This window comes from Streptomyces sp. NPDC054842, assembly GCF_053611025.1.
The window spans coordinates 37380-58194 of record NZ_JBSGZN010000022.1 but is presented as its reverse complement, the minus strand read 5'-3'; the positions used below and the strand labels follow the sequence as shown (position 1 = coordinate 58194).

Here is a 20815-nt window from a genome sequence, read left to right as displayed (position 1 = left end):
ATCCCGCCCTCACCCCGGGGGGTGCCGTTCGGAGTGTCCGGGGGGTGTGTCCAGCCCGTATGGCCCATCGAAGCCCTGTCCGAACCGGTGCTGACGAGGTGTCCGAGGGAGTAGCATCCGCGCATCGGTTCACACCCGTACGACGCCGACGTCGCCGAAGTCACGGAGGAACAATGCAGCCGACCGCCACGGTGCTGGTCTACAGCGACGACTCCAACACCCGCGAACAGGTGCGGCTCGCGACCGGCCGCAGGCCCGCCTCCGACGTCCCCCAGGTGGAGTTCGTCGAGTGCGCCACGCCCGCCGCCGTGCTGAAGGAGCTGGACAAGGGCGGGATCGACGTCTGCGTGCTGGACGGCGAGGCGGTGCCGATGGGCGGCATGGGTGTGTGCCGGCAGATCAAGGACGAGATCTTCGAGTGCCCGCCGGTCCTCGTGCTGATCGGCCGGCCCCAGGACGCCTGGCTGGCCACCTGGAGCCGTGCGGAGGCCGCGGTGACCCTTCCGGTCGACCCGGTGGAGTTCGCCGCCACGCTGGCCTCGCTGCTCCGCCGCAAGGCCCTCCAGGGAACCTGATCGCCCGGCGGGCCGGGCGTGTCGCCCGCCGGCCGTCCCCGGCCTCGCGCGTCCGCGCGCGGGGGCCGTGCGGGTCACGGCCCCGCGCCCCTCGCGGGGCGCGGCGTCAGGCACTCTCCGGACGCAGCCGCGCCCGGTCCGCGGGCCCGGGTCCGTCGGGGGTGCCGCCGAGCAGCGCGCTGCCGGAGCGCCACTTGTCCCAGTCGAGGTTCCAGTCCCCGAACCCGTTGCCGAACGCGTCCATCGTGTCGCCGTCGGAGTTCTCGACCTTCACGATGTCGCCGGGGCGGACGTTCTTGAAGAACCAGGCGGCGTTGGCGGTGCTCATGCCGGTGCAGCCGTGGCTGACGTTGGCCGATCCCTGGGACCCGGTGGACCAGGGGGCCGCGTGCACGTACTCGCCGCTCCAGGTGACCCGGGTCGCGTAGTAGACCGGCAGGTCGTACGAGTCGGCGCTGCCCTCGGAGATCCCGATGCTGGTACCGCGCATCCGTACGAAGTACTCCTTGCCGAGCACGACCTTGACGCCGTTGCGGGTCTCGAAACCGGGCTTGCCGGTGGTGACGGGGATCTCGTTGATCTCCTCGTCGTTGCGGTAGACCCGCATCGTGTGCGCGGCGGCGTCGGTCAGGGCCACCACCCGGTCGCCCGTGCTGAGGCTCAGCGGTTTGGCCTCGCCGCCCCACAGCCGGTCGCCGATCTTGATGCCGTCGAGGTTGGCGTGCGCCTGGATGGTGGCGTGCGCGGGCCAGTACTCCTTGGGGCGGAAGTGGAGTTCCTTGTCGTCCACCCAGTGCCAGGCGCCCTCGACGGCGGGTGTGGAGTCCACCTTGAGCGCGCGCTCCACGACGGCCCGGGACGCGTTGTCCTTGATGGGGGCGCTGAGTTCGGCGGTGACGGGCTGGCCCACGCCGTACTCGCCGGCCTTCGGCCCGAAGGTGACGTCCAGCCGCTTCTTCGCGGTGGGCCTGCTGGTGTCGAAGGCGAGGACCTTGCGGCCGGGCGCACCGTCCTCGTTCTCGGTGCTCACCCGGACCGTGTAGTGGGCGTTCGCCGCGAGCGGTGAGGTGCTGTGCCAGCGGGTGCCGTCGGCGGACAGTTCGCCGGCGACGTACCTGCCGGTCGCGTCCACGGCCGTCACGTCCGTGATGCGGCTCTCCGAGCCCTTGGCGGTGATCTCCAGGGGCTTGTCCGGGTCGGCCTTGCGGCTGCCGCCCGCGGGGCCGCTGAAGGCCACCTGGCCCGCCGCGTCGTACGGCTCGGCCGTGAGCGGCTTGTCGTCCCCGCCGCAGGCGACGGTGCCCGCGCCGAGGGCGGCCACCAGCACGGTGCAGCCCACGACCGTGCGGACGCGGCGGCGTGGCGGTGTCGAGAGGCCGAGGGCGCGCGGGCCCGAAGGGTCGAGCACGGTCGGCCTCTCGACACCGGCTCTTGCGCCTCGGAAGAACACTGTGTGGTTCATGGCCTCACGCTACGAACCCCGGTCGGCTCCGGCGCGGCGGGTGAGCCGTGCGGGGGACACCGTGTAGGGCAAACGAGGGAGCCCGGACCCTCCTGACGGAGTGTCCGGGCTCCCGTGCGCTCGAAGCGTGCTACTGGGTGCGGTTCTCACCGCGGTAGTACTCGAAGACCCAGCCCCACAGACCGATGAAGATGATCGGGAGCGAGAAGTAGAGCAGCCACCAGCCGAAGACGACGCCCATGAAGGCGAAGGCGCCACCGATGCCGAGGGCGAGGGGCTGCCAGCTGTGCGGGCTGAAGAAGCCCAGCTCGCCGGCCTCGTCCGCGACGTCGGCCTCCTTGTCGTCCTGCGCGAGCTTGTCGACCCGCCGGGCCGTGAAGGCCAGGTAGTAGCCGATCATGATGCTCAGGCCGAAGCCGAGGAACAGTGCCGTGGTACCGGCCGGCTCCTTCGACCACACGCCATAGACGATCGCCATGACGAGGATGAAGACGGCGAGCCAGATGAACATCTTGCCCTGGATCTTCACTTGCCGGCCTCCTTGCCACCCGCGAGGGCACTGGCACCGTGGCCGCCGTGGCCGAGCTGCTCCAGGGCGGCGATCTCCGGGTGGTGCAGGTCGAACGCCGGGGATTCGGAGCGGATCCGCGGCAGGGTGAGGAAGTTGTGCCGCGGCGGCGGGCAGGAGGTCGCCCACTCCAGCGAACGGCCGTAGCCCCACGGGTCGTCGACCTCGATCTTCTTGCCGTACTTGGCGGTCTTCCAGACGTTGTAGAAGAACGGCAGGATCGACAGGCCGAGCAGGAACGAGCAGATCGTCGAGATCGTGTTGAGGGCGGTGAACCCGTCGGCCGCGAGGTAGTCCGCGTACCGGCGCGGCATGCCCTCGGCGCCCAGCCAGTGCTGCACCAGGAACGTGCCGTGGAAGCCCACGAACAGCGTCCAGAAGGTGATCTTGCCGAGCCGCTCGTCGAGCATCTTGCCGGTCATCTTCGGCCACCAGTAGTGGAAGCCGGAGAACATCGCGAACACCACGGTGCCGAACACCACGTAGTGGAAGTGCGCCACCACGAAGTACGAGTCCGAGACGTGGAAGTCCATCGGCGGCGAGGCCAGGATGACGCCGGTCAGACCACCGAAGGTGAAGGTGATCAGGAAGCCGGTGGCCCAGAGCATCGGTGTCTCGAAACTCAGTGAGCCCTTCCACATCGTTCCGATCCAGTTGAAGAACTTCACGCCGGTCGGTACGGCGATGAGGAACGTCATGAAGGAGAAGAACGGGAGGAGGACGCCGCCGGTGACGTACATGTGGTGCGCCCACACGGTCACGGACAGGCCGGCGATGGCGATGGTCGCGCCGATGAGGCCCATGTAGCCGAACATCGGCTTGCGGGAGAACACCGGGATGACTTCGGAGATGATCCCGAAGAACGGCAGGGCGATGATGTACACCTCTGGATGGCCGAAGAACCAGAAGAGGTGTTGCCACAGCAACGCGCCGCCGTTCGCGGCGTCGAAGATGTGTGCCCCGAATTTCCGATCCGCCTCCAGGGCGAACAGGGCCGCCGCGAGCACGGGGAAGGCCAGCAGCACCAGGACCGCGGTGAGCAGGACGTTCCAGACGAAGATCGGCATGCGGAACATCGTCATGCCGGGCGCGCGCATGCAGATGATCGTGGTGATGAAGTTGACCGCGCCGAGGATCGTGCCGAAGCCGGAGAAGGCCAGACCCATGATCCACATGTCGGCGCCGATGCCCGGCGAGCGGACCGCGTCCGAGAGCGGGCTGTAGGCGAACCAGCCGAAGTCGGCCGCGCCCTGCGGGGTGAGGAAACCGCCCACCGCGATCAGCGAGCCGAACAGGTAGAGCCAGTAGGCGAACATGTTCAGCCGCGGGAACGCCACGTCGGGCGCGCCGATCTGCAGCGGCATGATCCAGTTGGTGAAACCGGCGAACAGCGGCGTCGCGAACATCAGCAGCATGATCGTGCCGTGCATCGTGAACGCCTGGTTGAACTGCTCGTTCGACATGATCTGCAGACCCGGCCGCGCCAGCTCCGCACGCATCAGCAGCGCCATGACGCCACCGATGCAGAAGAACGCGAACGACGTGATCAGGTACAGCGAGCCGATCGTCTTGTGGTCGGTGGTGGTGAGCCACTTGACCACGACGTTGCCGGGCTGCCTGCGCCGGACCGGCACCTCGTTCTGGTAGTGCTCAGCGTCCGCCCCGGCAGCACCCTGAGGTTCGTTGAGGATGCTCACAGTACGTTGCTCTCCCGGTTCTTCTCGTGGTCCGTCTGCTCGATGCCGGCCGGGACGTAACCGGTCTGCCCCTTCTCGGCGAGCTCCTTGAGGTGGGCCTCGTAGCGCTCGGGAGAGACGACCTTCACGTTGAACAGCATCCGGGAGTGGTCGACGCCGCAGAGCTCGGCGCACTTGCCCAGGAAGGTGCCCTCCTTGTTGGGGGTCACCTGGAAGGAGTTGGTGTGCCCCGGGATGACGTCCTGCTTCATGAGGAACGGCACCACCCAGAAGGAGTGGATGACGTCACGCGAGGTGAGGACGAACCGGACCGTCTTGCCCTTGGGGAGCCAGAGGGTCGGGCCGGGGTTCTTGGTCTGCGGGTTCACCGTGCCGGGCGTACCGACGTCGTAGACGCCGCCGGCGTTCGCCGGGAAGTCGTCCTTGTACTTGCGCGGGATCGCGGCCAGGTTCTTGTCGGTCTTCGCGTTCCCGGTGGAACCGTCGACGTTCTCGATGTAGTTGAAGCCCCAGCTCCACTGGTAGCCCACGACGTTGACAGTGACGTCGGGCTTCTTGTCGAGACTGAGGAGCTTCGACTCGTCGCGGGCTGTGAAGTAGAACAGCACGGAGACGATGATGAGCGGGACCACCGTGTACAGCGCCTCGATGGGCATGTTGTACCGGGTCTGCGGGGGAACTTCGACCTTGGTGCGGCTGCGCCGGTGGAACATGGCGCTCCACAGGATCAGGCCCCACACCAGCACGCCAACGGCGAGCGCGGCCGCCCACGACCCCTGCCACAGGGAGAGGATCCGCGGAGCCTCTTCCGTGGTCGGGGTGGGCATACCAAGGCGGGGGAAGTCCTTGTATGTGCAACCGGTGGCGGTCGCCAGGACCAGGCCCGCAGTCAGTGCCTGCAGCAGCTTCCGCCGCATCGGGCGCCGCGGCGAGCGGTCGGAGCCGTTGGGACTCACGTAGCGCCTTCCCGAGAGTCTCGCCCGCGCGGTCGGCTGCGGCCTTCTCGCTGGTCGGTCGCCGCCCTGCGTCGGGCAGGGGTTTGGATGTTTATGCGGACCAAACCCTACTGGACGCTATTTGGGGTCGCGCGGGGAGGGTGCCCAACGCGCCGTCGGGCACCCCGAAGGGGTGCCGTTCGCCCTGGAGAGCACCCCGGGAAGCTCCGGAATGCCCCGCTCCGGCCGTTTCTGACGTTCTCTCCGGGCCGGGGACGGAAGAGTTAGCGTGTGGGCGTGTCCTACTTCGACGCCGCGTCGTCCGCACCTCTGCACCCCGTCGCCCGCCAGGCCCTGCAGGCCTCCCTCGACGAGGGGTGGGCCGATCCGGCCCGGCTGTACCGCGAGGGGCGGCGGGCCCGGCTGTTGCTCGACGCCGCCCGCGAGGCGACCGCGGAGGCGGTGGGCTGCCGGCCCGACGAACTGTCCTTCACCTCGTCGGGGACGCGGGCGGTGCACACGGCGATCGCGGGCGCCCTCGGGGGCCGGCGGCGCGTCGGACGCCACCTGATCGTGTCAGCGGTCGAACACTCTTCGGTGCTCCATTCGGCCGAGCTCCACGAGTCGGGCGGCGGGACGGTGACGCAGGTCCCGGTACGGCGCACCGGTGCCGTCTCCGCCGAGGTCTACGCGGGCGAACTGCGTCCCGACACCGCGCTCGCGTGCCTGCAGTCCGCCAATCACGAGGTGGGCACCGTGCAGCCGGTGGCCGAGGTCGCACAGGCGTGCGGGGAGGCGGGTGTGCCGCTGCTGGTGGACGCGGCGCAGTCGCTGGGCTGGGGCCCCGTGGAGGGTGATTGGTCCCTCCTCGCGGCGAGTGCCCACAAGTGGGGCGGCCCGGCGGGGGTCGGGCTCCTCGTCGTGCGCAAGGGCGTCCGGTTCGCGCCCCAAGGGCCGGTGGACGAGCGCGAGTCGGGCCGGGCGGCCGGGTTCGAGAACATCCCCGGGATCGTGGCCGCGGCGGCCTCGCTGCGGGCCGTGCGGGCCGAGGCGGCCGCGGAGGCGGACCGGCTGCGGGAACTGACGGAGCGGATCCGGGTCCGGGTCCCCGCGCTCGTCCCCGACGTGGAGGTGGTCGGCGACCCGGTCCGCCGGCTGCCCGGCATCGTCACCTTCTCCTGTCTCTATGTCGACGGGGAGACCCTGCTGCACGAGCTGGACCGGGCCGACTTCTCGGTCTCGTCGGGCTCGTCGTGCACGAGCAGCACGCTGACCCCGAGCCACGTCCTGAGGGCGATGGGTGTGCTCAGCGAGGGCAACGTCCGGGTGTCGCTGCCGCCGGGCACCGCGGCGGAGGAGGTCGAGCGCTTCCTGTCGGTGCTGCCGGGCACGGTCGCCGCGGTCCGCGAGAAGCTGGGCGCCCCCGCCGGACCGACGAGGACGCCCGCCGCGTCGGACGCCGTCGTGGTGGACGCGCTGGGGAGGCGCTGCCCGATCCCCGTCATCGAACTGGCCAAGGTCATCGGCGACGTACCGGTCGGCGGCACCGTCCGGGTCCTCGCGGACGACGAGGCGGCGCGGCTCGACATCCCGGCCTGGTGCGAGATGCGGGGGCAGGAGTACGTCGGCGAGGAGCCCGCGGACCGGGGCTCGGCCTACGTGGTGCGCCGCCTGTCGTGACGCCCGGGCGGGAGGGCGCCGCCGGGCTCCGGAACGGCGGGGCGCACGGGGGTCCCGCCCGGGTGACGGCGTCACCCGGCGGACCCGCGCGGCCGGCCGGCGTCAGGCGAGGTGCGCCCGGACGTCGGCGGCGGCCTCGTCGCCGTACGCCTTGGTGAAGCGGTCCATGAAGTGGGCGCGGCGGAGCTGGTACTCCTGCGTGCCGACGGTCTCGATGACCAGGGTGGCGAGCATGCAGCCCACCTGGGCGGCGCGCTCCAGCGAGACGCCCCAGGCCAGGCCGGACAGGAAGCCCGCGCGGAACGCGTCGCCGACGCCCGTGGGGTCGGCCTTGCGCTCCTCCTCGGGGCAGCCGACCTCGATCGGGTCCTCGCCGGCCCGCTCGACGCGCACGCCGCGCGAGCCGAGCGTCGTCACGCGGTGGCCGACCTTGCCGAGGATCTCCTCGTCCGTCCAGCCGGTCTTGGACTCGATGAGCCCCTTCTCGTACTCGTTGGAGAAGAGGTACGTGGCGCCGTCCAGCAGTATCCGGATCTCGTCGCCGTTCATCCGGGCGATCTGCTGCGAGAAGTCGGCCGCGAAGGGGATCCCGCGGGAGCGGCACTCCTCGGTGTGGCGCAGCATCCCCTCCGGGTCGTCCGCGCCGATCAGGACGAGGTCGAGACCGCCGACCCGGTCCGCCACCGACTTGAGCTCGATGAGGCGGGCCTCGCTCATCGCGCCGGTGTAGAAGGAGCCGATCTGGTTGTGGTCGGCGTCGGTGGTGCAGACGAAGCGGGCGGTGTGCAGCACCTCGGAGATGCGCACGGACGCGGTGTCGACGCCGTGCCGCTCCAGCCAGGCGCGGTACTCGCCGAAGTCGGAGCCGGCGGCCCCGACCAGGACCGGCGACGTACCCAGCTGGCCCATGCCGAAGGCGATGTTCGCGCCCACTCCGCCCCGGCGCACGTCGAGGTTGTCGACCAGGAAGGAGAGGGAGACCGTGTGGAGCTGGTCCGCGACGAACTGGTCGGCGAAACGGCCGGGGAAGGTCATGAGGTGGTCGGTGGCGATGGAGCCGGTGACTGCGATACGCACGGCGAGGACACGCTCCTGCGGGAGGGAGGGGATGACAGTTCACGCTACCCGGTGCACCGGCCGCCCTGAAGCGGGCAAAACTACCCGATAGTAGATCTTTCTTCGTACCCTCTCCGTGCATACGGTGCCCCTATGACGAACCTCAAGGTCCACGGCCCGGCCCCGCTCGACCTCGACGGCGACCTGGCGTCGCTGCGCGGCGACTGCGCCCGCATGGCCGGGCACTGGGCTGCGCCCGACCAGGCCGCCCCCCTCCCCGTCTCCCCGTCCCTGATCCACGGCGTGACCGTCCCCTCCACCTCCGCCCGGCTGCTGGACGCGATGTCCGACTACGGCGACTGACGGCACCGACCGGACGGGCCCGGCGCCCGGAAGGGAACCGCGCGCTCCCCCGCTGCGTCTCATCGCCGTCCCCCGTCGAGGGGACGGGGTATACGACCCCTGAGCATCCGCCTTTGACAGGGCCGGGTCATCAGGGACAGCAGCGGAGCCGAAGGAGCGATGCGGTGAGCACCGAGCGACCCGACAACGACGCGACCGAACCGACCGAGGACGCCTCCGGTACGGCCGGGACGCGCCGCCGGCACTCCCCGGTGGCCGTCGTCTCGGTCGCGGCCGCGGTGCTGCTGGTCGGCGGCGGCGGGGCGTACGTCGCCACGACCGCCTCCGGCGGCGACGACCGGAGCGCGGCCGGCGCCGGCCGCGACGGCACTCCCCCGCCGCTGGTCCTCGACGGCTACACGGAGGGCGGCGCCGGGGACACCGAGGGCATCGCGCCCGGCGAGCCCGACCCGTACGGCGTGACCTACCGCGCGGACGGCGAGCTGCCCGACGGCCCCGGCTCCGCGCCCGTGTACCGGGCGAAGGGCCAGGTCACCGAGGGCGAGGTCGCCCGGCTGGCGAAGGCTCTCGGCCTCTCGGGCACGCCGAGGCTCGCCGGGGAGACCTGGAAGGTGGGACCGGACAAGGACGGCTCGGGACCGAGCCTCCAGGTGAACAAGCGGGCGCCGGGGACCTGGACGTTCAGCCGGTACGCGCCCGGCACCGACGACTGCGGGAGTGCCACCAAGTGCGGGAGCGCCCCGGCCGCCGGGAGCGGGGACCCGGTGAGCGAGGCCGCCGCGCGGAAGGCCGCGGCGCCGGTGCTGAAGGCGGTCGGGCAGGACGACGCGAAGCTGGACGCGCGGCAGCTCATGGGCGCCGTCCGCGCCGTGAACGCCGAGCCGCGCGTCGGTGACCTGCCGACCTCCGGCTGGACGACCGGCATCCAGGTGGGCACCGACAGCCGCGTGGTGGGCGGCAGCGGCCAGCTGAAGGCTCCGGTGAAGGGCGACACGTATCCCGTGATCGGCGCGCGCCGGGCGCTGGACCTGATGAACGGGCCGGCGCCGGAGGGCGGGCGCAAGGGCATCGGGGGCTGCGCGAGCCCCGTACCGCTGAAGGACCGCGACGAGACTCCGTGCGAGGGATCGGCCGCGACGCCGGCACGGGAGTCGGTGGCGGTCGAGAAGGCCGTCTTCGGGCTCGCCTCGCACTTCGTGGACGGCCGGCAGGCCCTGGTGCCGTCCTGGCTGTTCGAGGTGCGGACCGAGGGGGCGAAGGAGGCGTTCACGGTGACGCATCCGGCCGTCGACCCGCGGTACCTGGCCTCACCCGATCCGGCGGAGACCCCCACGGAGCAGCCGAGTCCGCGGCCGACCGGGCCCGGTGACGAGCCGACCTCGCAGCCGGCCGAGCGCGACGTGCGGGTGCAGGGCTACACCGCCGACGGCAAGGACCTGACCGTCAGCTTCACGGGCGGGGTCTGCGCCGACTACTCGGCCACCGCCAAGGAGAGCCCGGGGAAGGTGGAGGTCACCGTGACCGAGAAGCCGCACCGGGGCAAGGCCTGCATCCTGATCGCGAAGGTCTTCCATCAGACGGTCCGCCTGGACGCGCCGCTCGGCGGCCGCGAGGTCGTGGGGACCGACGGCAAGGAGGTCCGGGAGGGGAAGGTGACCACCCCGGAGGGCAGCGCGAGCCCGCGGTGACGGCAGGCCGGCCCGGGTGCGGGACCCCGGGTCATCTGCCGGATGCCGATCGCGTGGAGTCCACGCCGGGCCGGGTGACGGCAGGCCAGTGCGGGTGTGGTGGGGCTCGGTGATCCCAGGCCGGTCCGGGTGACGGTCCCGGGCCACGGTGGGAGACCCGCCCCCGGAACACACGAAGGCGGCGCCCCTTACGGGGACGCCGCCTTCGTCGTGTGTCCTGGCGTACGACCGGGCCGCACCACCGGCTGCGCCCAGCCGGAGGACCGACTAGCTGAAGGAGTCGCCGCAGGCGCAGGAACCCGTCGCGTTCGGGTTGTCGATCGTGAAGCCCTGCTTCTCGATGGTGTCCACGAAGTCGATGGAGGCACCGCCCAGGTACGGGGCGCTCATGCGGTCGGTGACGACCTTGACGCCGCCGAAGTCCTTGACGACGTCGCCGTCGAGGGAGCGCTCGTCGAAGAAGAGCTGGTAGCGCAGGCCGGAGCAGCCGCCGGGCTGAACGGCGACGCGCAGCGCCAGGTCCTCACGGCCTTCCTGGTCGAGCAGGGCCTTGACCTTGGCAGCGGCGGCGTCGGACAGGATGATGCCGTCGCTCACGGTGGTGGTCTCGTCCGATACGGACATCTGCTTCTCTCCCGGGTTGTACGGAGACTGCTTGCCGACGGTTCCAACCGGCGGGGCCGCGGATTCATTCCGGGCCGATGCGTGTCTTTTCGCTTCTCTGCTCTTCATGCTCGCACATGCGAGAGGGAGCGGACAGCGCCTGTGGACAACCATGCCCCGGGATTCACGTCACATCGACGCTATGGGCATCGTCAGCATGACGTGAAGCGGTTATCATAGATAGCGTCATTTAGACGAGAAGGCTTGTCCCACATGTCCCGCCGGAACGGTCGAACGGTCCGGCGAGCCGCAGAACAGAAAGGGTGCGTGTGGTGACCACCGCCCAGCCCCAGGAGCTCGACGTACAGCCGACGCCTCTCGCCCTGCTGCTGCTCGGCCGCGAGGCCGACCCGCGCAGCGAGCGCGGCGTCGAGTGCCCCGGCGACCTGCCCTCCCCGTCCGACCCGGACCTGGTGGAGCGCGCCCGCGCGGCCAAGGAGAAGCTCGGGGACAAGGTCTTCGTGCTCGGCCACCACTACCAGCGCGACGAGGTCATCCAGTTCGCCGACGTGACGGGTGACTCGTTCAAGCTGGCCCGGGACGCGGCCGCCCGCCCCGAGGCGGAGTACATCGTCTTCTGCGGTGTGCACTTCATGGCCGAGTCCGCGGACATCCTGACCTCCGACGACCAGAAGGTGGTCCTGCCCGACCTCGCCGCGGGCTGCTCGATGGCCGACATGGCGACGGCCGAGCAGGTCGCCGAGTGCTGGGACGTGCTGACCGAGGCCGGCGTCGCCGAGCAGGTCGTGCCCGTGTCGTACATGAACTCGTCCGCGGACATCAAGGCCTTCACCGGCAAGCACGGCGGCACGATCTGCACCTCGTCCAACGCCAAGAAGGCGCTGGACTGGGCGTTCGAGCAGGGCGAGAAGGTGCTGTTCCTGCCGGACCAGCACCTGGGCCGCAACACCGCCGTCCGGGACATGGGGATGTCCCTGGAGGACTGCGTCCTGTACAACCCGCACAAGCCGAACGGCGGCCTGACCGCCGAGCAGCTGCGCGACGCGAAGATGATCCTGTGGCGCGGCCACTGCTCCGTTCACGGCCGCTTCTCGCTGGAGTCGGTCGAGGACGTGCGGGCCCGGATCCCCGGCGTGAACGTCCTGGTCCACCCGGAGTGCAAGCACGAGGTGGTGGCCGCGGCGGACTACGTCGGCTCGACCGAGTACATCATCAAGGCGCTGGAGGCGGCCCCGGCCGGCTCGAAGTGGGCGATCGGCACGGAGCTGAACCTGGTCCGCCGCCTGGCGAACCGTTTCGCCTCCGAGGACAAGGAGATCGTCTTCCTCGACAAGACGGTCTGCTTCTGCTCGACCATGAACCGCATCGACCTCCCGCACCTGGTCTGGACCCTGGAGTCCCTGGCCGAGGGCAACCTCGTCAACCGCATCGAGGTGGACAAGGAGACGGAGGCGTTCGCCAAGCTGGCGCTGGAGCGGATGCTGGCCCTGCCGTAGCCCTCGCGCTTCTCGTACACGCCGACGGGGCGCCCCTCCTTCCGGAGGGGCGCCCCGCGCGTGTGCAGTGAGCTGCCGCGTCAGACCTGGGCGGGTTCCGGGTCCTCGGCGTCGGTCCGCGCGGAGGACTGCGGCGGGACGCCGGCCTTGTCCGCGCGCTTCGCCGCCCGCTTCTTCGCCCGGCGCTCCTTGCGGAGCTCGATCATCGCGTAGAGCGTCGGGACGAGGAGCAGGGTGAGCAGGGTCGACGTGATCAGGCCGCCGATGACGACCACGGCCAGCGGCTGGGCGATGAAGCCGCCCTCGCCGGTGACGCCGAGCGCCATCGGGAGGAGGGCGAAGATCGTCGCCAGCGCCGTCATCAGGATCGGGCGCAGCCGGTGCCGGCCGCCTTCCAGCACGGCCTCGACGACGCCGTAGCCCTGCCGGCGGTACTGGTTGATCAGGTCGATCAGCACGATCGCGTTCGTCACCACGATGCCGATGAGCATCAGCATGCCGATCATCGCCGGGACGCCCATGGGGGTGCCGGTGACGACCAGCAGACCGATGGCGCCGGTGGCCGCGAACGGGATGGACACGAGCAGGATCAGCGGCTGGACCAGCGAACGGAAGGTCGCGACCAGCAGCATGAAGACGATCGCGATCGCCGCGAGCATCGCGAGACCGAGGGACGAGAACGCGTCGTCCTGGTCCTGCGAGACCCCGCCGATCTCCGCCGTCGCGCCGGCCGGCAGCTTCAGCTTGTCCAGCTTCGCCGTCAGGTCCGCGCTGACCGCGCCGGTGTTGTCCCCGGTCGGCTTCGCGGTGATGGTCGCCGCCCGCTGACCGTCGATCCGGGTCATCGAGACCGGGCCGTCGACCAGCTTCACGGTCGCGATGTCGCCGAGCTTCACGGCGCCGAGCCGCAGGCCCTTGAGCTCGGCGAGGGTGTCGGCGGGCTTCGCCGACCTGATGACGACGTCCCGCTCGGTGTCGTCCAGGATCGCCTTGCCACTGGTGGTGCCCCGGACGGCTTGGGCGACGGCGGCACCGAGCGTGGTGTCGTCGAACCCGGCGGCGGCCGCCTCGGAGTTGGCCTTCACCGAGATCCGCGGCACGCTCTGCGACAGGTCGCTGGTGACGTCGGTGACGTGGTCGAGCCCCGCCACCTCGTCGCGGACCTGCTCGGCGGCCTTGCGCAGGACGTCGCCGTCGGCCGCCTTCACGACCACGCTGAGGTCCTGGTTGCCGAAGCCGTCACCGGCCGCGACGGTCGTCGTACCCGCCCCGGAGAGCTTGCCGAGCCCCTCCTCGATGCGGTCCTGGACGTCCTCGTACGACGCCGAGTCCTCCAGCATCACCTGGTACGAGGCCTGGTTGGTGTCCGTGCCGCCGCCGAAGGCCGCGAGGAAGCCGGACGAGCCGATGGTGACCTGGTAGTCCTTGATGCCGTCGACACCGTCGAGCATCTTCTCGACCTTCCGCGCCGCGGCGTCGGTCGCCGCCAGGCTGGTGCCCGGCTTCAACTCCTGCTTGACGGTGAGGACTTCCTGGTCGCCCTGGTCGAAGAAGTTCGTCTTCAGCAGCGGCGCCATGCCGAACGTGCCGACGAGGACGACGACCGCGATCGCCACGCTCGTCAGCCGGCGACGCGTCGCGAAGCGCAGGACGGGGACGTAGAGGCGCTGCAGACGGCTGCGCGCCTCCTTCTCCTCCGCCTCCCGGCGCGCCTCGTCGGCGTCCTCCGGGGTGCCCTTGGAGGCGCGCAGGAACCAGTACGACAGAACCGGGACCACCGTCAGCGACACCAGCAGCGACGCCAGCAGGGCCGCCGTGACCGTCAGGCTGAACGAGCCGAACAGCTCGCCCACCATGCCGCCGGTGAGCCCGATCGGCAGGAAGACGGCGACCGTGGTGAGGGTGGACGAGGTGACGGCGCCCGCGACCTCGCGCACCGCCTTGAGGATCGCCTCCTCGCGCTCCTCGCCGTAGCCGAGGTGCCGCTTGATGTTCTCCAGGACCACGATCGAGTCGTCCACGACACGGCCGATGGCGATGGTGAGCGCGCCAAGCGTCAGCATGTTGAGCGACAGGTCGCGGGTCCACAGGACGATCAGGGCCAGCACCACCGACAGCGGGATGGAGACCGCGGTGACCAGCGTCGAGCGCACCGACGCCAGGAAGACCAGGATGACGAGGACCGCGAAGAGCAGGCCCAGCGCGCCCTCGGTGGTCAGCCCCTTGATGGACTTGGAGACCGCCGGGCCCTGGTCGCTGACGACGGTGATCGCGGCACCGGAGCCGAGGTCGGCCCGCAGGTCCGGCAGCTTGTCGTGGACGGCGTCGGAGATGGCGACCGCGCTGCCGTCGTGGTCCATGGTGACCATGACCGCGAGGCTGGGCCGGCCGTCCGTACGCGTGATCGAGTCGGCCTTCGCCTGCTCCTGCCGGACGGCCGCGACGTCGGCGAGGCGCACCGGCTTCTTCACGCCTTCGCCGGTGATCCGGAGGTCCTCGATCTGCTTCAGCGACGTGAAGCCGCCGCCGACCTGGACGGTGCGGTTGGCGCCGTCCTCGTCGAAGGAGCCCGCCGGGACGGTCGCGCCGCCCGCACGGAGCGCCTGGCCGAGGGCGGCCGTGGTGAGCCCGGCCCTCGCGAGCTTCCGGTCGTCCGGGGTGACCGTGACCTGGAGGTCGCGGACGCCGTCGACGGTGACCTGGCCGACGCCGTCGATGTCCTTCAGCGCCGGGACGACGGTCCGGTCGAGCTGGTCGGAGAGGGCCTGCTGGTCCTTGCCCGAGGTGACGGCGAGGACCACGGTCGGCATGTCGTCCGTCGAACCGGCGACGACCTGCGGGTCCACGTCGTCCGGGAGCTGGACGCGGGCCCGGTTGACGGCCTGCTGGACGTCGGCGACGAGCTGCTTGGTGTCGTTGCCGTAGTCGAAGGACGCCATGATCACGGCGTTGCCCTCGCTCGCCGTGGAGGTGACACCGGTGATGCCGTCGACGGCTTCGAGGTTGTCCTCGATGGGCTCGACGACCTGCTTCTCGACCACGTCCGGGGACGCACCCTGGTACGGCGCCAGGACGGACACCATGGGCAGTTCGATGGTGGGCAGCAACTGTTGCTTGAGCTGCGGGATCGCTATCGCTCCGAAGGCGATCGCGATGATCGACATCAGTCCGATCAGGGCCCGTTGCGCGAGGCTGAATCTGGACAGCCAGGACATGGGTGGCGGGTCTCTCTTCCGTGGTGTGAGCGGCAGGAGGGGCACATGTGAGCGCCCCACGTCACACCCTGAGCCATCGCCGGAAGCCGATCCGTAGCCCCCAGGTCCATTTCCTCGCCCGGGCCTACTGCGGGCGCAGTACACCGCGGTGCGGCTCAGTCCACCCTCGGACGTACCAGCCCCGACTCGTACGCGATCACGACCAGCTGCGCCCGGTCGCGCGCGCCCAGCTTGGCCATGGCCCGGTTGACGTGCGTCTTCACGGTGAGCGGGCTGACCACGAGCCGCTCGGCGATCTCGTCGTTGGAGTGCCCGCCGGCCACCTGCACGAGCACCTCGCGCTCCCGCACGGTGAGGGTGTCCAGCCGTTCGGAGCGGGCCGGGTCCCGGCCGTCGTCCGACGGGTCGCCCTGCGCGAGGAACTGCGCGATCAGTCCCTTGGTGGCCGCCGGCGACAACAGCGCCTCGCCGCCCGCCGCGATGCGGATCGCGCTCAGCAGTTCCTCGGGCTCGGAGCCCTTGCCGAGGAACCCGGACGCGCCCGCCCGCAGCGACTGCACCACGTACTCGTCGACCTCGAACGTCGTCAGCATCACCACGCGGACGTGCGCGAGGCCCGGATCGGCGCTGATCAGCCGGGTCGCGGCCAGCCCGTCGGTACCCGGCATGCGGATGTCCATGAGCACCACGTCGGCGCGCTCCTCGCGCGCCAGGCGCACTGCCTCCGCGCCGTCGGACGCCTCTCCGACGACCTCCATGTCCGGCTCGGAGTCGACCAGGACGCGGAAGGCGCTGCGCAGCAGGGCCTGGTCGTCGGCGAGCAGGACGCGGATGGTCATGCGGAGTCCCCCGTGACGGCTGTGCGGTTCTTGACCGGAAGGATCGCATGGACCCGGAAACCGCCGCCGTAGCGGGGACCGGCGGTGCAGGTGCCACCGAGCGCGGTGACCCGTTCGCGCATGCCGAGGAGGCCGTGGCCGCCGCCGTCCCGCGGCCCCTGGTCCTGGCCCGGCCCGTCGTCGAGCACGGTCACCTCGACGTTCGGCCCCACGCGTACGACGCTGACCTCGGCCTTCGCGCCGGAGCCCGCGTGCTTGCGGACGTTGGTCAGGGCCTCCTGGATGATCCGGTACGCGGCGAGGTCCACGGCGGCGGGCAGGCTGGTGCCGTGGTCGGTGCGGGCGACCTCCACGGGCAGCCCGGCGTTGCGGAAGGTGTCCGCGAGCTCGTCGAGGCGGTTCAGGCCGGGGGCCGGTTCGGTCGGCGCCTCGGGGTCGCCGCTCTGGCGCAGCAGGCCGACGGTGGCCCGCAGCTCGTTGAGCGCCGAGCGGCTGGCCTCCCGGACGTGCCCGAGCGCCTCCTTGGCCTGGTCGGGCCGCTTGTCCATGACGTGCGCGGCGACGCCCGCCTGCACGTTGACCAGGGCGATGTGGTGCGCGACGACGTCGTGCAGGTCGCGGGCGATGCGGAGGCGCTCCTCGGCGACGCGGCGGCGTGCCTCCTCCTCGCGGGTGCGTTCCGCGCGCTCGGCGCGTTCCCTGATCGCGTGCACGAAGGCCCGCCGGCTGCGTACGGCGTCGCCCGCGGCGGCGGCCATGCCGGTCCAGGCGAAGATGCCGAGGTTCTCCTGGGCGTACCAGGGCAGCGGGCCCGCGAGCATCGCGACCGCGGTCAGCACGGTCATGGTGAGCAGTCCGACGCGCCAGGTGGTGGGGCGGTCGGTGGCCGAGGCCACGGTGAAGAGGGCGACCACGGCACACATCGCCACCGGGGCGCGGGGGTCGCCGGTCACGAGTTCCACGAGCGAGACGGCGACGGTCCCGGCGAGGACGGCCACGGGGGCGCGGCGGCGGAGGACCAGGGCCGCCGCGCCGAGCACCATCAGGGTCAGGCTCATGGCGTCGGGGGTGCGGGCGCCCCAGGTCGCGCCGTCCTCGCCGTGCGGGTCGACGAAGGAGCCCGCCACCATGCAGGCCAGGACGCCGGCGGCCAGGGCCGCGTCCAGGGCGAGGGGGTGGGCCCGGAGTCTGCACCGGGTGCGGTCTAGGGTGCTCACCCGGCCACGGTACGGGGGGTGGCGCCTCGGGGGGCGCCCTCTCTCCTGGCCCGGGTGGGATCGGGCGGGTTCGTCCGGCGTGCGGGGGCCTGTGGGGGTCGGGGGCGCCGTTCCCCGCGCCCCCTGACGGGGCACCCCGAGGGGGGTGGATTTCCCGGCCCGCCGTGGTGGTTGCTCGCGCCGTTCCCCGCGACCCTGGCAGGGCACCCCGGGGGGGGGTGGATCTCCTGGCCCGCCGTGGTGGTTGCTCGCGCCGTTCCCCGCGCCCCTATCGGGGCCGCCCCAGGAGCGTGGATCGGTGGCCCGCCGTCGTGGTTTCTCGCGCCGTTCCCCGCGCCCCTGACGGGGCCGCCCCAGGAGCGTGGATTACCCGCGCCGCCGTCGTGGTTGCTCGCGCCGTTCCCCGCGCCCCTGACGGGGCACCCCCGGGACGTGACTTCCCCGCGCCACCGTCGTGGTTTCTCGCGCCGTTCCCCGCGCCCCTGTCGGGGCACCCCTGGGGTTTGGGTCAGCCGGGGATCAGGCCGTCGTCGCTCAGGAGGTTTCTTACCTCTTCCAGGGACGCGTCGGAGGAGGGGAGGATCAGCTCGGACGGCTCCAGGGAGTCGTCCGGCAGGGGTGTCCCCAGGCGGCGGACCGCGTCCAGGAGGGCGGCCAGCGTGCGCCGGAAACCCTCCTGGTCGCCGCGCTCCATCTCGGCGAGCAGCTCGTCGTCGAGCTTGTTCAGTTCGGTGAGGTGGCCGTCGGCCAGCGTCACCTGCCCCTCCCCCATGACCCGTACGATCATGTCACCTCCTCAGGCGTGGGACCCGGCGGATTCCGGTGCGTGCCTACTGCTTGTCGAAGCGCGGAGTGTCCTGCGGCTGCTGCGGGGACCGGGACCGGCTCTCGCCGCCCTCGATCGCCTGCTGCGGCGAACCGCCCGCCAGCTCCGCCTTCATGCGCTGCAGTTCCAGCTCCACATCAGTACCACCGCTGAGCCGGTCCAGCTCGCTCTGGATGTCGTCCTTGGCGAGCCCGGACTGGTCGTCGAGCGCCCCGGAGGCGAGCAGCTCGTCGATCGCGCCGGCCCGCGCCTGGAGCTGGGCGGTCTTGTCCTCGGCACGCTGGATGGCCATGCCCACGTCGCCCATCTCCTCGGAGATGCCCGAGAAGGCCTCCCCGATCCGGGTCTGCGCCTGGGCCGCGGTGTACGTGGCCTTGATGGTCTCCTTCTTCGTGCGGAAGGCGTCCACCTTGGCCTGGAGCCGCTGGGCCGCGAGGGTGAGCTTCTCCTCCTCGCCCTGGAGGGTCTGGTGCTGGGTCTCCAGGTCGGTCACCTGCTGCTGGAGCGCGGCCCGGCGCGAGAGCGCCTCGCGCGCCAGGTCCTCGCGGCCCAGGGCGAGCGCCTTGCGGCCCTGGTCCTCCAGCTTGGAGGACTGCGACTGGAGCTGGTTCAGCTGGAGTTCCAGGCGCTTGCGCGAGGTCGCCACGTCGGCGACGCCCCGGCGGACCTTCTGGAGCAGCTCCAGCTGTTTCTGGTACGAGTAATCGAGGGTCTCGCGCGGGTCCTCGGCCCGGTCAAGGGCCTTGTTCGCCTTCGCGCGGAAGATCATCCCCATACGCTTCATGACACCGCTCATGGGCTTCGCGCGCCCCCTTCTGACGGACTACGGCCTCAGCACCTGCGACAGAACCCACAGTACGGGCCCTGCATCCATTACCGCACTGTTCGGGGACGGATGCGCTCATCCCCAAGGACGACTGCGCACGGCCCCGCTCCGGCGTAGGGAGTAGGTGTCTCTCGGGGTCCCCCGGAGGTCCTGGCGGAACTCCCGGGTCGAACGACACGCAACGTCCCCCTTGTCCCAGTACAGACGTCCGGTGTTGCCGGATCGTTCCCCGGTCGGCGGCGGTCCATGCCCCCGCACCCCGTACCCTTGGGTTTTGTGTTCCGTAGCCGTGCCAAGGAAGAGAAGGCCCCCGCCGTCAAGGCGCAGGTGACCGACTCCAAGCAGCCCCGCGACCCGCAGGCCCCCAAGGGTCGCCCCACGCCCAAGCGCAGTGAGGCACAGACCCAGCGCCGCAGCGTCGCCAACACTCCGACGTCGCGGAAGGAGGCGGCCAAGCGGCAGCGCGACGAGCGCCGGACCCAGCTGGAGAAGCAGCGTCAGGCGCTGGCGAGCGGCGACGAGCGCTACCTGCCCGCGCGCGACAAGGGCCCCGTGCGCAAGTTCGCGCGGGACTTCGTCGACTCGCGGTTCTGCGTCGCCGAGTTCTTCCTGCCGATGGCCGTGGTCATCCTCGTGCTGAGCATGGTGCGGGTGGGCTCGCTGCAGAACATCGCGCTGCTGCTGTGGCTCGTGGTGATCGCGATGATCGTGGTCGACTCGGTCGGCATCGCGATCCGCCTCAAGAAGCAGCTGAACACCCGCTTCCCGGACGCACCCAAGAAGGGCGCGGTCCCCTACGCGCTGATGCGCACCCTGCAGATGCGTCGGCTCCGGCTGCCGAAGCCGCAGGTCAAGCGCGGAGAGCGGCCCTGAGCGCGACGTCTTTCTCCGGAGGCGCGGCGGACGCCTGGCTGAGCAGGCTGGGCGGGCTGCGTGATGTCGTACGGCAGGAGCTGGTGGCCCGGCAGCTCGACGAGCAGATAGCCGGGCGGTTCCCCGTCGGGCAGCGGCTGCGGATCCTCGACGTCGGCATGGGGCAGGGCACGCAGGCGCTGCGGCTGGCCAGGGCCGGGCACCAGGTGACCGGTCTGGAGCAGGACGCGAGGATGCTGGGCGTCGCCCGGGAGGCGCTGGCCGCCGAGCCCGAGGGCATCCGGAGCCGCGTCCGGCTCATCGAGGGCGACGGCCGGGAGACGGGGGTCCACTTCCTGCCCGGCAGCTTCGACGTGGTGCTGTGCCACGGGGTGCTGATGTACGTCGAGGAGCCCGACGCCCTGCTGGCGGGCCTGGCGCGGATGCTGGCCCCCGGCGGCCTGCTCTCGCTCCTCGTGCGGAACGCGGACGCGCTGGCCATGCGGCCGGGGCTGGCCGGGGACTGGGCGGGCGCCCTCGGGGCGTTCGACACCGTCGCCTACCGCAACCGGCTCGGTCTCGACGTCCGCGCCGACCGGCTCGCCACCCTGACGGCGACGCTCCTGGGCATCGGGGCACCGCTGCACGCCTGGTACGGGGTGCGGGTCTTCACGGACACGGCGGCCGACGGGGCCGAGGTCCCGGCGGACGTGGACGCCCTGCTGGCCGTCGAGGAACGCGCCGGACGCACCGATCCCTACCGCCGGGTGGCGGCGCTGCTGCACCTGTGCGGAGTGCGCGGCTGAGTCGTCCGCCCGGGCGGACGAACACGGCGGTGACACCGCCTGTTCGGGTGTGCAACGCGGGCCGGACCACCGTCCGGAAGGGACACTTCG

18 protein-coding genes are annotated in these 20815 nt (G+C 71.3%); 7 read left to right on the top strand and 11 right to left on the bottom strand.

Annotation, left to right across the window (positions count from 1 at the left end; genetic code table 11):
• The first annotated feature begins 173 nt into the window (after positions 1 to 173).
• On the top strand, positions 174 to 575 hold the full coding sequence (locus tag ACWGIS_RS18910; RefSeq protein ID WP_453363569.1) for a hypothetical protein: 402 nt from the start codon (positions 174 to 176) through the stop codon (positions 573 to 575).
• Between the two features lie 106 nt (positions 576 to 681).
• Here the strand turns inward: ACWGIS_RS18910 and ACWGIS_RS18905 are convergent, their stop codons facing one another.
• The 4 genes from ACWGIS_RS18905 to ctaC form a co-directional block, all read right to left on the bottom strand.
• Positions 682 to 1983 (bottom strand): Ig-like domain-containing protein, encoded by a 1302-nt coding sequence (locus ACWGIS_RS18905; RefSeq protein WP_453363634.1) that lies wholly within the window; start codon positions 1981 to 1983, stop codon positions 682 to 684.
• Between the two features lie 184 nt (positions 1984 to 2167).
• The gene (locus tag ACWGIS_RS18900; RefSeq protein ID WP_453363568.1) at positions 2168 to 2566 is read right to left on the bottom strand and encodes a cytochrome c oxidase subunit 4; all 399 of its coding nucleotides are present in this window, start codon (positions 2564 to 2566) and stop codon (positions 2168 to 2170) included.
• Entirely contained in the window at positions 2563 to 4302 is a 1740-nt protein-coding gene (ctaD, locus tag ACWGIS_RS18895; RefSeq protein WP_453363567.1) for an aa3-type cytochrome oxidase subunit I, read from the bottom strand. The genes ACWGIS_RS18900 and ctaD overlap by 4 nt, the downstream gene beginning before the upstream one ends.
• Positions 4299 to 5258, bottom strand: a complete 960-nt coding sequence (gene ctaC, locus ACWGIS_RS18890) for an aa3-type cytochrome oxidase subunit II (RefSeq protein ID WP_355794510.1) — start codon at positions 5256 to 5258, stop codon at positions 4299 to 4301. The genes ctaD and ctaC overlap by 4 nt, the downstream gene beginning before the upstream one ends.
• A gap of 276 nt (positions 5259 to 5534) precedes the next feature.
• Between ctaC and ACWGIS_RS18885 the strand changes: the two genes are divergently transcribed.
• Positions 5535 to 6917, top strand: a complete 1383-nt coding sequence (locus ACWGIS_RS18885; protein WP_453363566.1) for an aminotransferase class V-fold PLP-dependent enzyme — start codon at positions 5535 to 5537, stop codon at positions 6915 to 6917.
• 102 nt (positions 6918 to 7019) lie between these two features.
• Here the strand turns inward: ACWGIS_RS18885 and ACWGIS_RS18880 are convergent, their stop codons facing one another.
• Complete coding sequence (locus tag ACWGIS_RS18880; RefSeq protein WP_453363565.1) at positions 7020 to 7994, bottom strand: carbohydrate kinase family protein; 975 nt, start codon at positions 7992 to 7994, stop codon at positions 7020 to 7022.
• 132 nt (positions 7995 to 8126) lie between these two features.
• On the opposite strand from ACWGIS_RS18880, the gene ACWGIS_RS18875 reads away from it, so the two are divergent.
• Positions 8127 to 8336, top strand: a complete 210-nt coding sequence (locus ACWGIS_RS18875) for a hypothetical protein (RefSeq protein WP_453363564.1) — start codon at positions 8127 to 8129, stop codon at positions 8334 to 8336.
• Positions 8337 to 8500: 164 nt separating this feature from the next.
• Positions 8501 to 10024, top strand: a complete 1524-nt coding sequence (locus tag ACWGIS_RS18870; protein WP_453363563.1) for a hypothetical protein — start codon at positions 8501 to 8503, stop codon at positions 10022 to 10024.
• A gap of 267 nt (positions 10025 to 10291) precedes the next feature.
• Here ACWGIS_RS18870 and ACWGIS_RS18865 read toward each other — a convergent pair whose 3' ends face one another.
• Complete coding sequence (locus ACWGIS_RS18865) at positions 10292 to 10648, bottom strand: iron-sulfur cluster assembly accessory protein (RefSeq protein WP_161305473.1); 357 nt, start codon at positions 10646 to 10648, stop codon at positions 10292 to 10294.
• 302 nt (positions 10649 to 10950) lie between these two features.
• On the opposite strand from ACWGIS_RS18865, the gene nadA reads away from it, so the two are divergent.
• Positions 10951 to 12144 (top strand): quinolinate synthase NadA, encoded by a 1194-nt coding sequence (gene nadA / locus ACWGIS_RS18860; RefSeq protein ID WP_453363562.1) that lies wholly within the window; start codon positions 10951 to 10953, stop codon positions 12142 to 12144.
• A gap of 80 nt (positions 12145 to 12224) precedes the next feature.
• Here the strand turns inward: nadA and ACWGIS_RS18855 are convergent, their stop codons facing one another.
• The 5 genes from ACWGIS_RS18855 to ACWGIS_RS18835 form a co-directional block, all read right to left on the bottom strand.
• The gene (locus tag ACWGIS_RS18855; RefSeq protein ID WP_453363561.1) at positions 12225 to 15359 is read right to left on the bottom strand and encodes an efflux RND transporter permease subunit; all 3135 of its coding nucleotides are present in this window, start codon (positions 15357 to 15359) and stop codon (positions 12225 to 12227) included.
• A 155-nt stretch (positions 15360 to 15514) separates the two neighbouring features.
• Complete coding sequence (locus ACWGIS_RS18850; protein WP_453363560.1) at positions 15515 to 16198, bottom strand: response regulator; 684 nt, start codon at positions 16196 to 16198, stop codon at positions 15515 to 15517.
• Positions 16195 to 17415, bottom strand: coding sequence for a sensor histidine kinase (locus ACWGIS_RS18845; RefSeq protein WP_453363559.1), 1221 nt, complete (start codon positions 17413 to 17415; stop codon positions 16195 to 16197). The genes ACWGIS_RS18850 and ACWGIS_RS18845 overlap by 4 nt, the downstream gene beginning before the upstream one ends.
• 508 nt (positions 17416 to 17923) lie before the next feature.
• Positions 17924 to 18202, bottom strand: coding sequence for a PspA-associated protein PspAA (gene pspAA / locus ACWGIS_RS18840; RefSeq protein WP_453363558.1), 279 nt, complete (start codon positions 18200 to 18202; stop codon positions 17924 to 17926).
• Positions 18203 to 18245: 43 nt separating this feature from the next.
• A complete protein-coding gene (locus ACWGIS_RS18835; protein WP_453363557.1) occupies positions 18246 to 19037 on the bottom strand; it encodes a PspA/IM30 family protein in 792 nt (263 codons plus the stop codon).
• Positions 19038 to 19313: 276 nt separating this feature from the next.
• Here ACWGIS_RS18835 and ACWGIS_RS18830 point away from each other — a divergent pair, with 276 nt between their 5' ends.
• Positions 19314 to 19940 (top strand): DUF3043 domain-containing protein, encoded by a 627-nt coding sequence (locus tag ACWGIS_RS18830; RefSeq protein ID WP_453363556.1) that lies wholly within the window; start codon positions 19314 to 19316, stop codon positions 19938 to 19940.
• A gap of 83 nt (positions 19941 to 20023) precedes the next feature.
• Positions 20024 to 20725 (top strand): class I SAM-dependent methyltransferase, encoded by a 702-nt coding sequence (locus ACWGIS_RS18825; protein ID WP_453363555.1) that lies wholly within the window; start codon positions 20024 to 20026, stop codon positions 20723 to 20725.
• Positions 20726 to 20815 lie beyond the last annotated feature (90 nt).

Bases quoted from the DNA above. Each gene is read 5' to 3' on its own strand.
- ACWGIS_RS18910 (WP_453363569.1), top strand. From the start codon at position 174: ATGCAGCCGACCGCCACGGTGCTGGTCTACAGCGACGACTCCAACACC.
- ACWGIS_RS18875 (WP_453363564.1), top strand. From the start codon at position 8,127: ATGACGAACCTCAAGGTCCACGGCCCGGCCCCGCTCGACCTCGACGGC.
- ACWGIS_RS18865 (WP_161305473.1), bottom strand. From the start codon at position 10,648: ATGTCCGTATCGGACGAGACCACCACCGTGAGCGACGGCATCATCCTG.
- ACWGIS_RS18855 (WP_453363561.1), bottom strand. From the start codon at position 15,359: ATGTCCTGGCTGTCCAGATTCAGCCTCGCGCAACGGGCCCTGATCGGA.
- ACWGIS_RS18850 (WP_453363560.1), bottom strand. From the start codon at position 16,198: ATGACCATCCGCGTCCTGCTCGCCGACGACCAGGCCCTGCTGCGCAGC.
- pspAA (WP_453363558.1), bottom strand. From the start codon at position 18,202: ATGATCGTACGGGTCATGGGGGAGGGGCAGGTGACGCTGGCCGACGGC.
- ACWGIS_RS18835 (WP_453363557.1), bottom strand. From the start codon at position 19,037: ATGAGCGGTGTCATGAAGCGTATGGGGATGATCTTCCGCGCGAAGGCG.
- ACWGIS_RS18830 (WP_453363556.1), top strand. From the start codon at position 19,314: ATGCCCCCGCACCCCGTACCCTTGGGTTTTGTGTTCCGTAGCCGTGCC.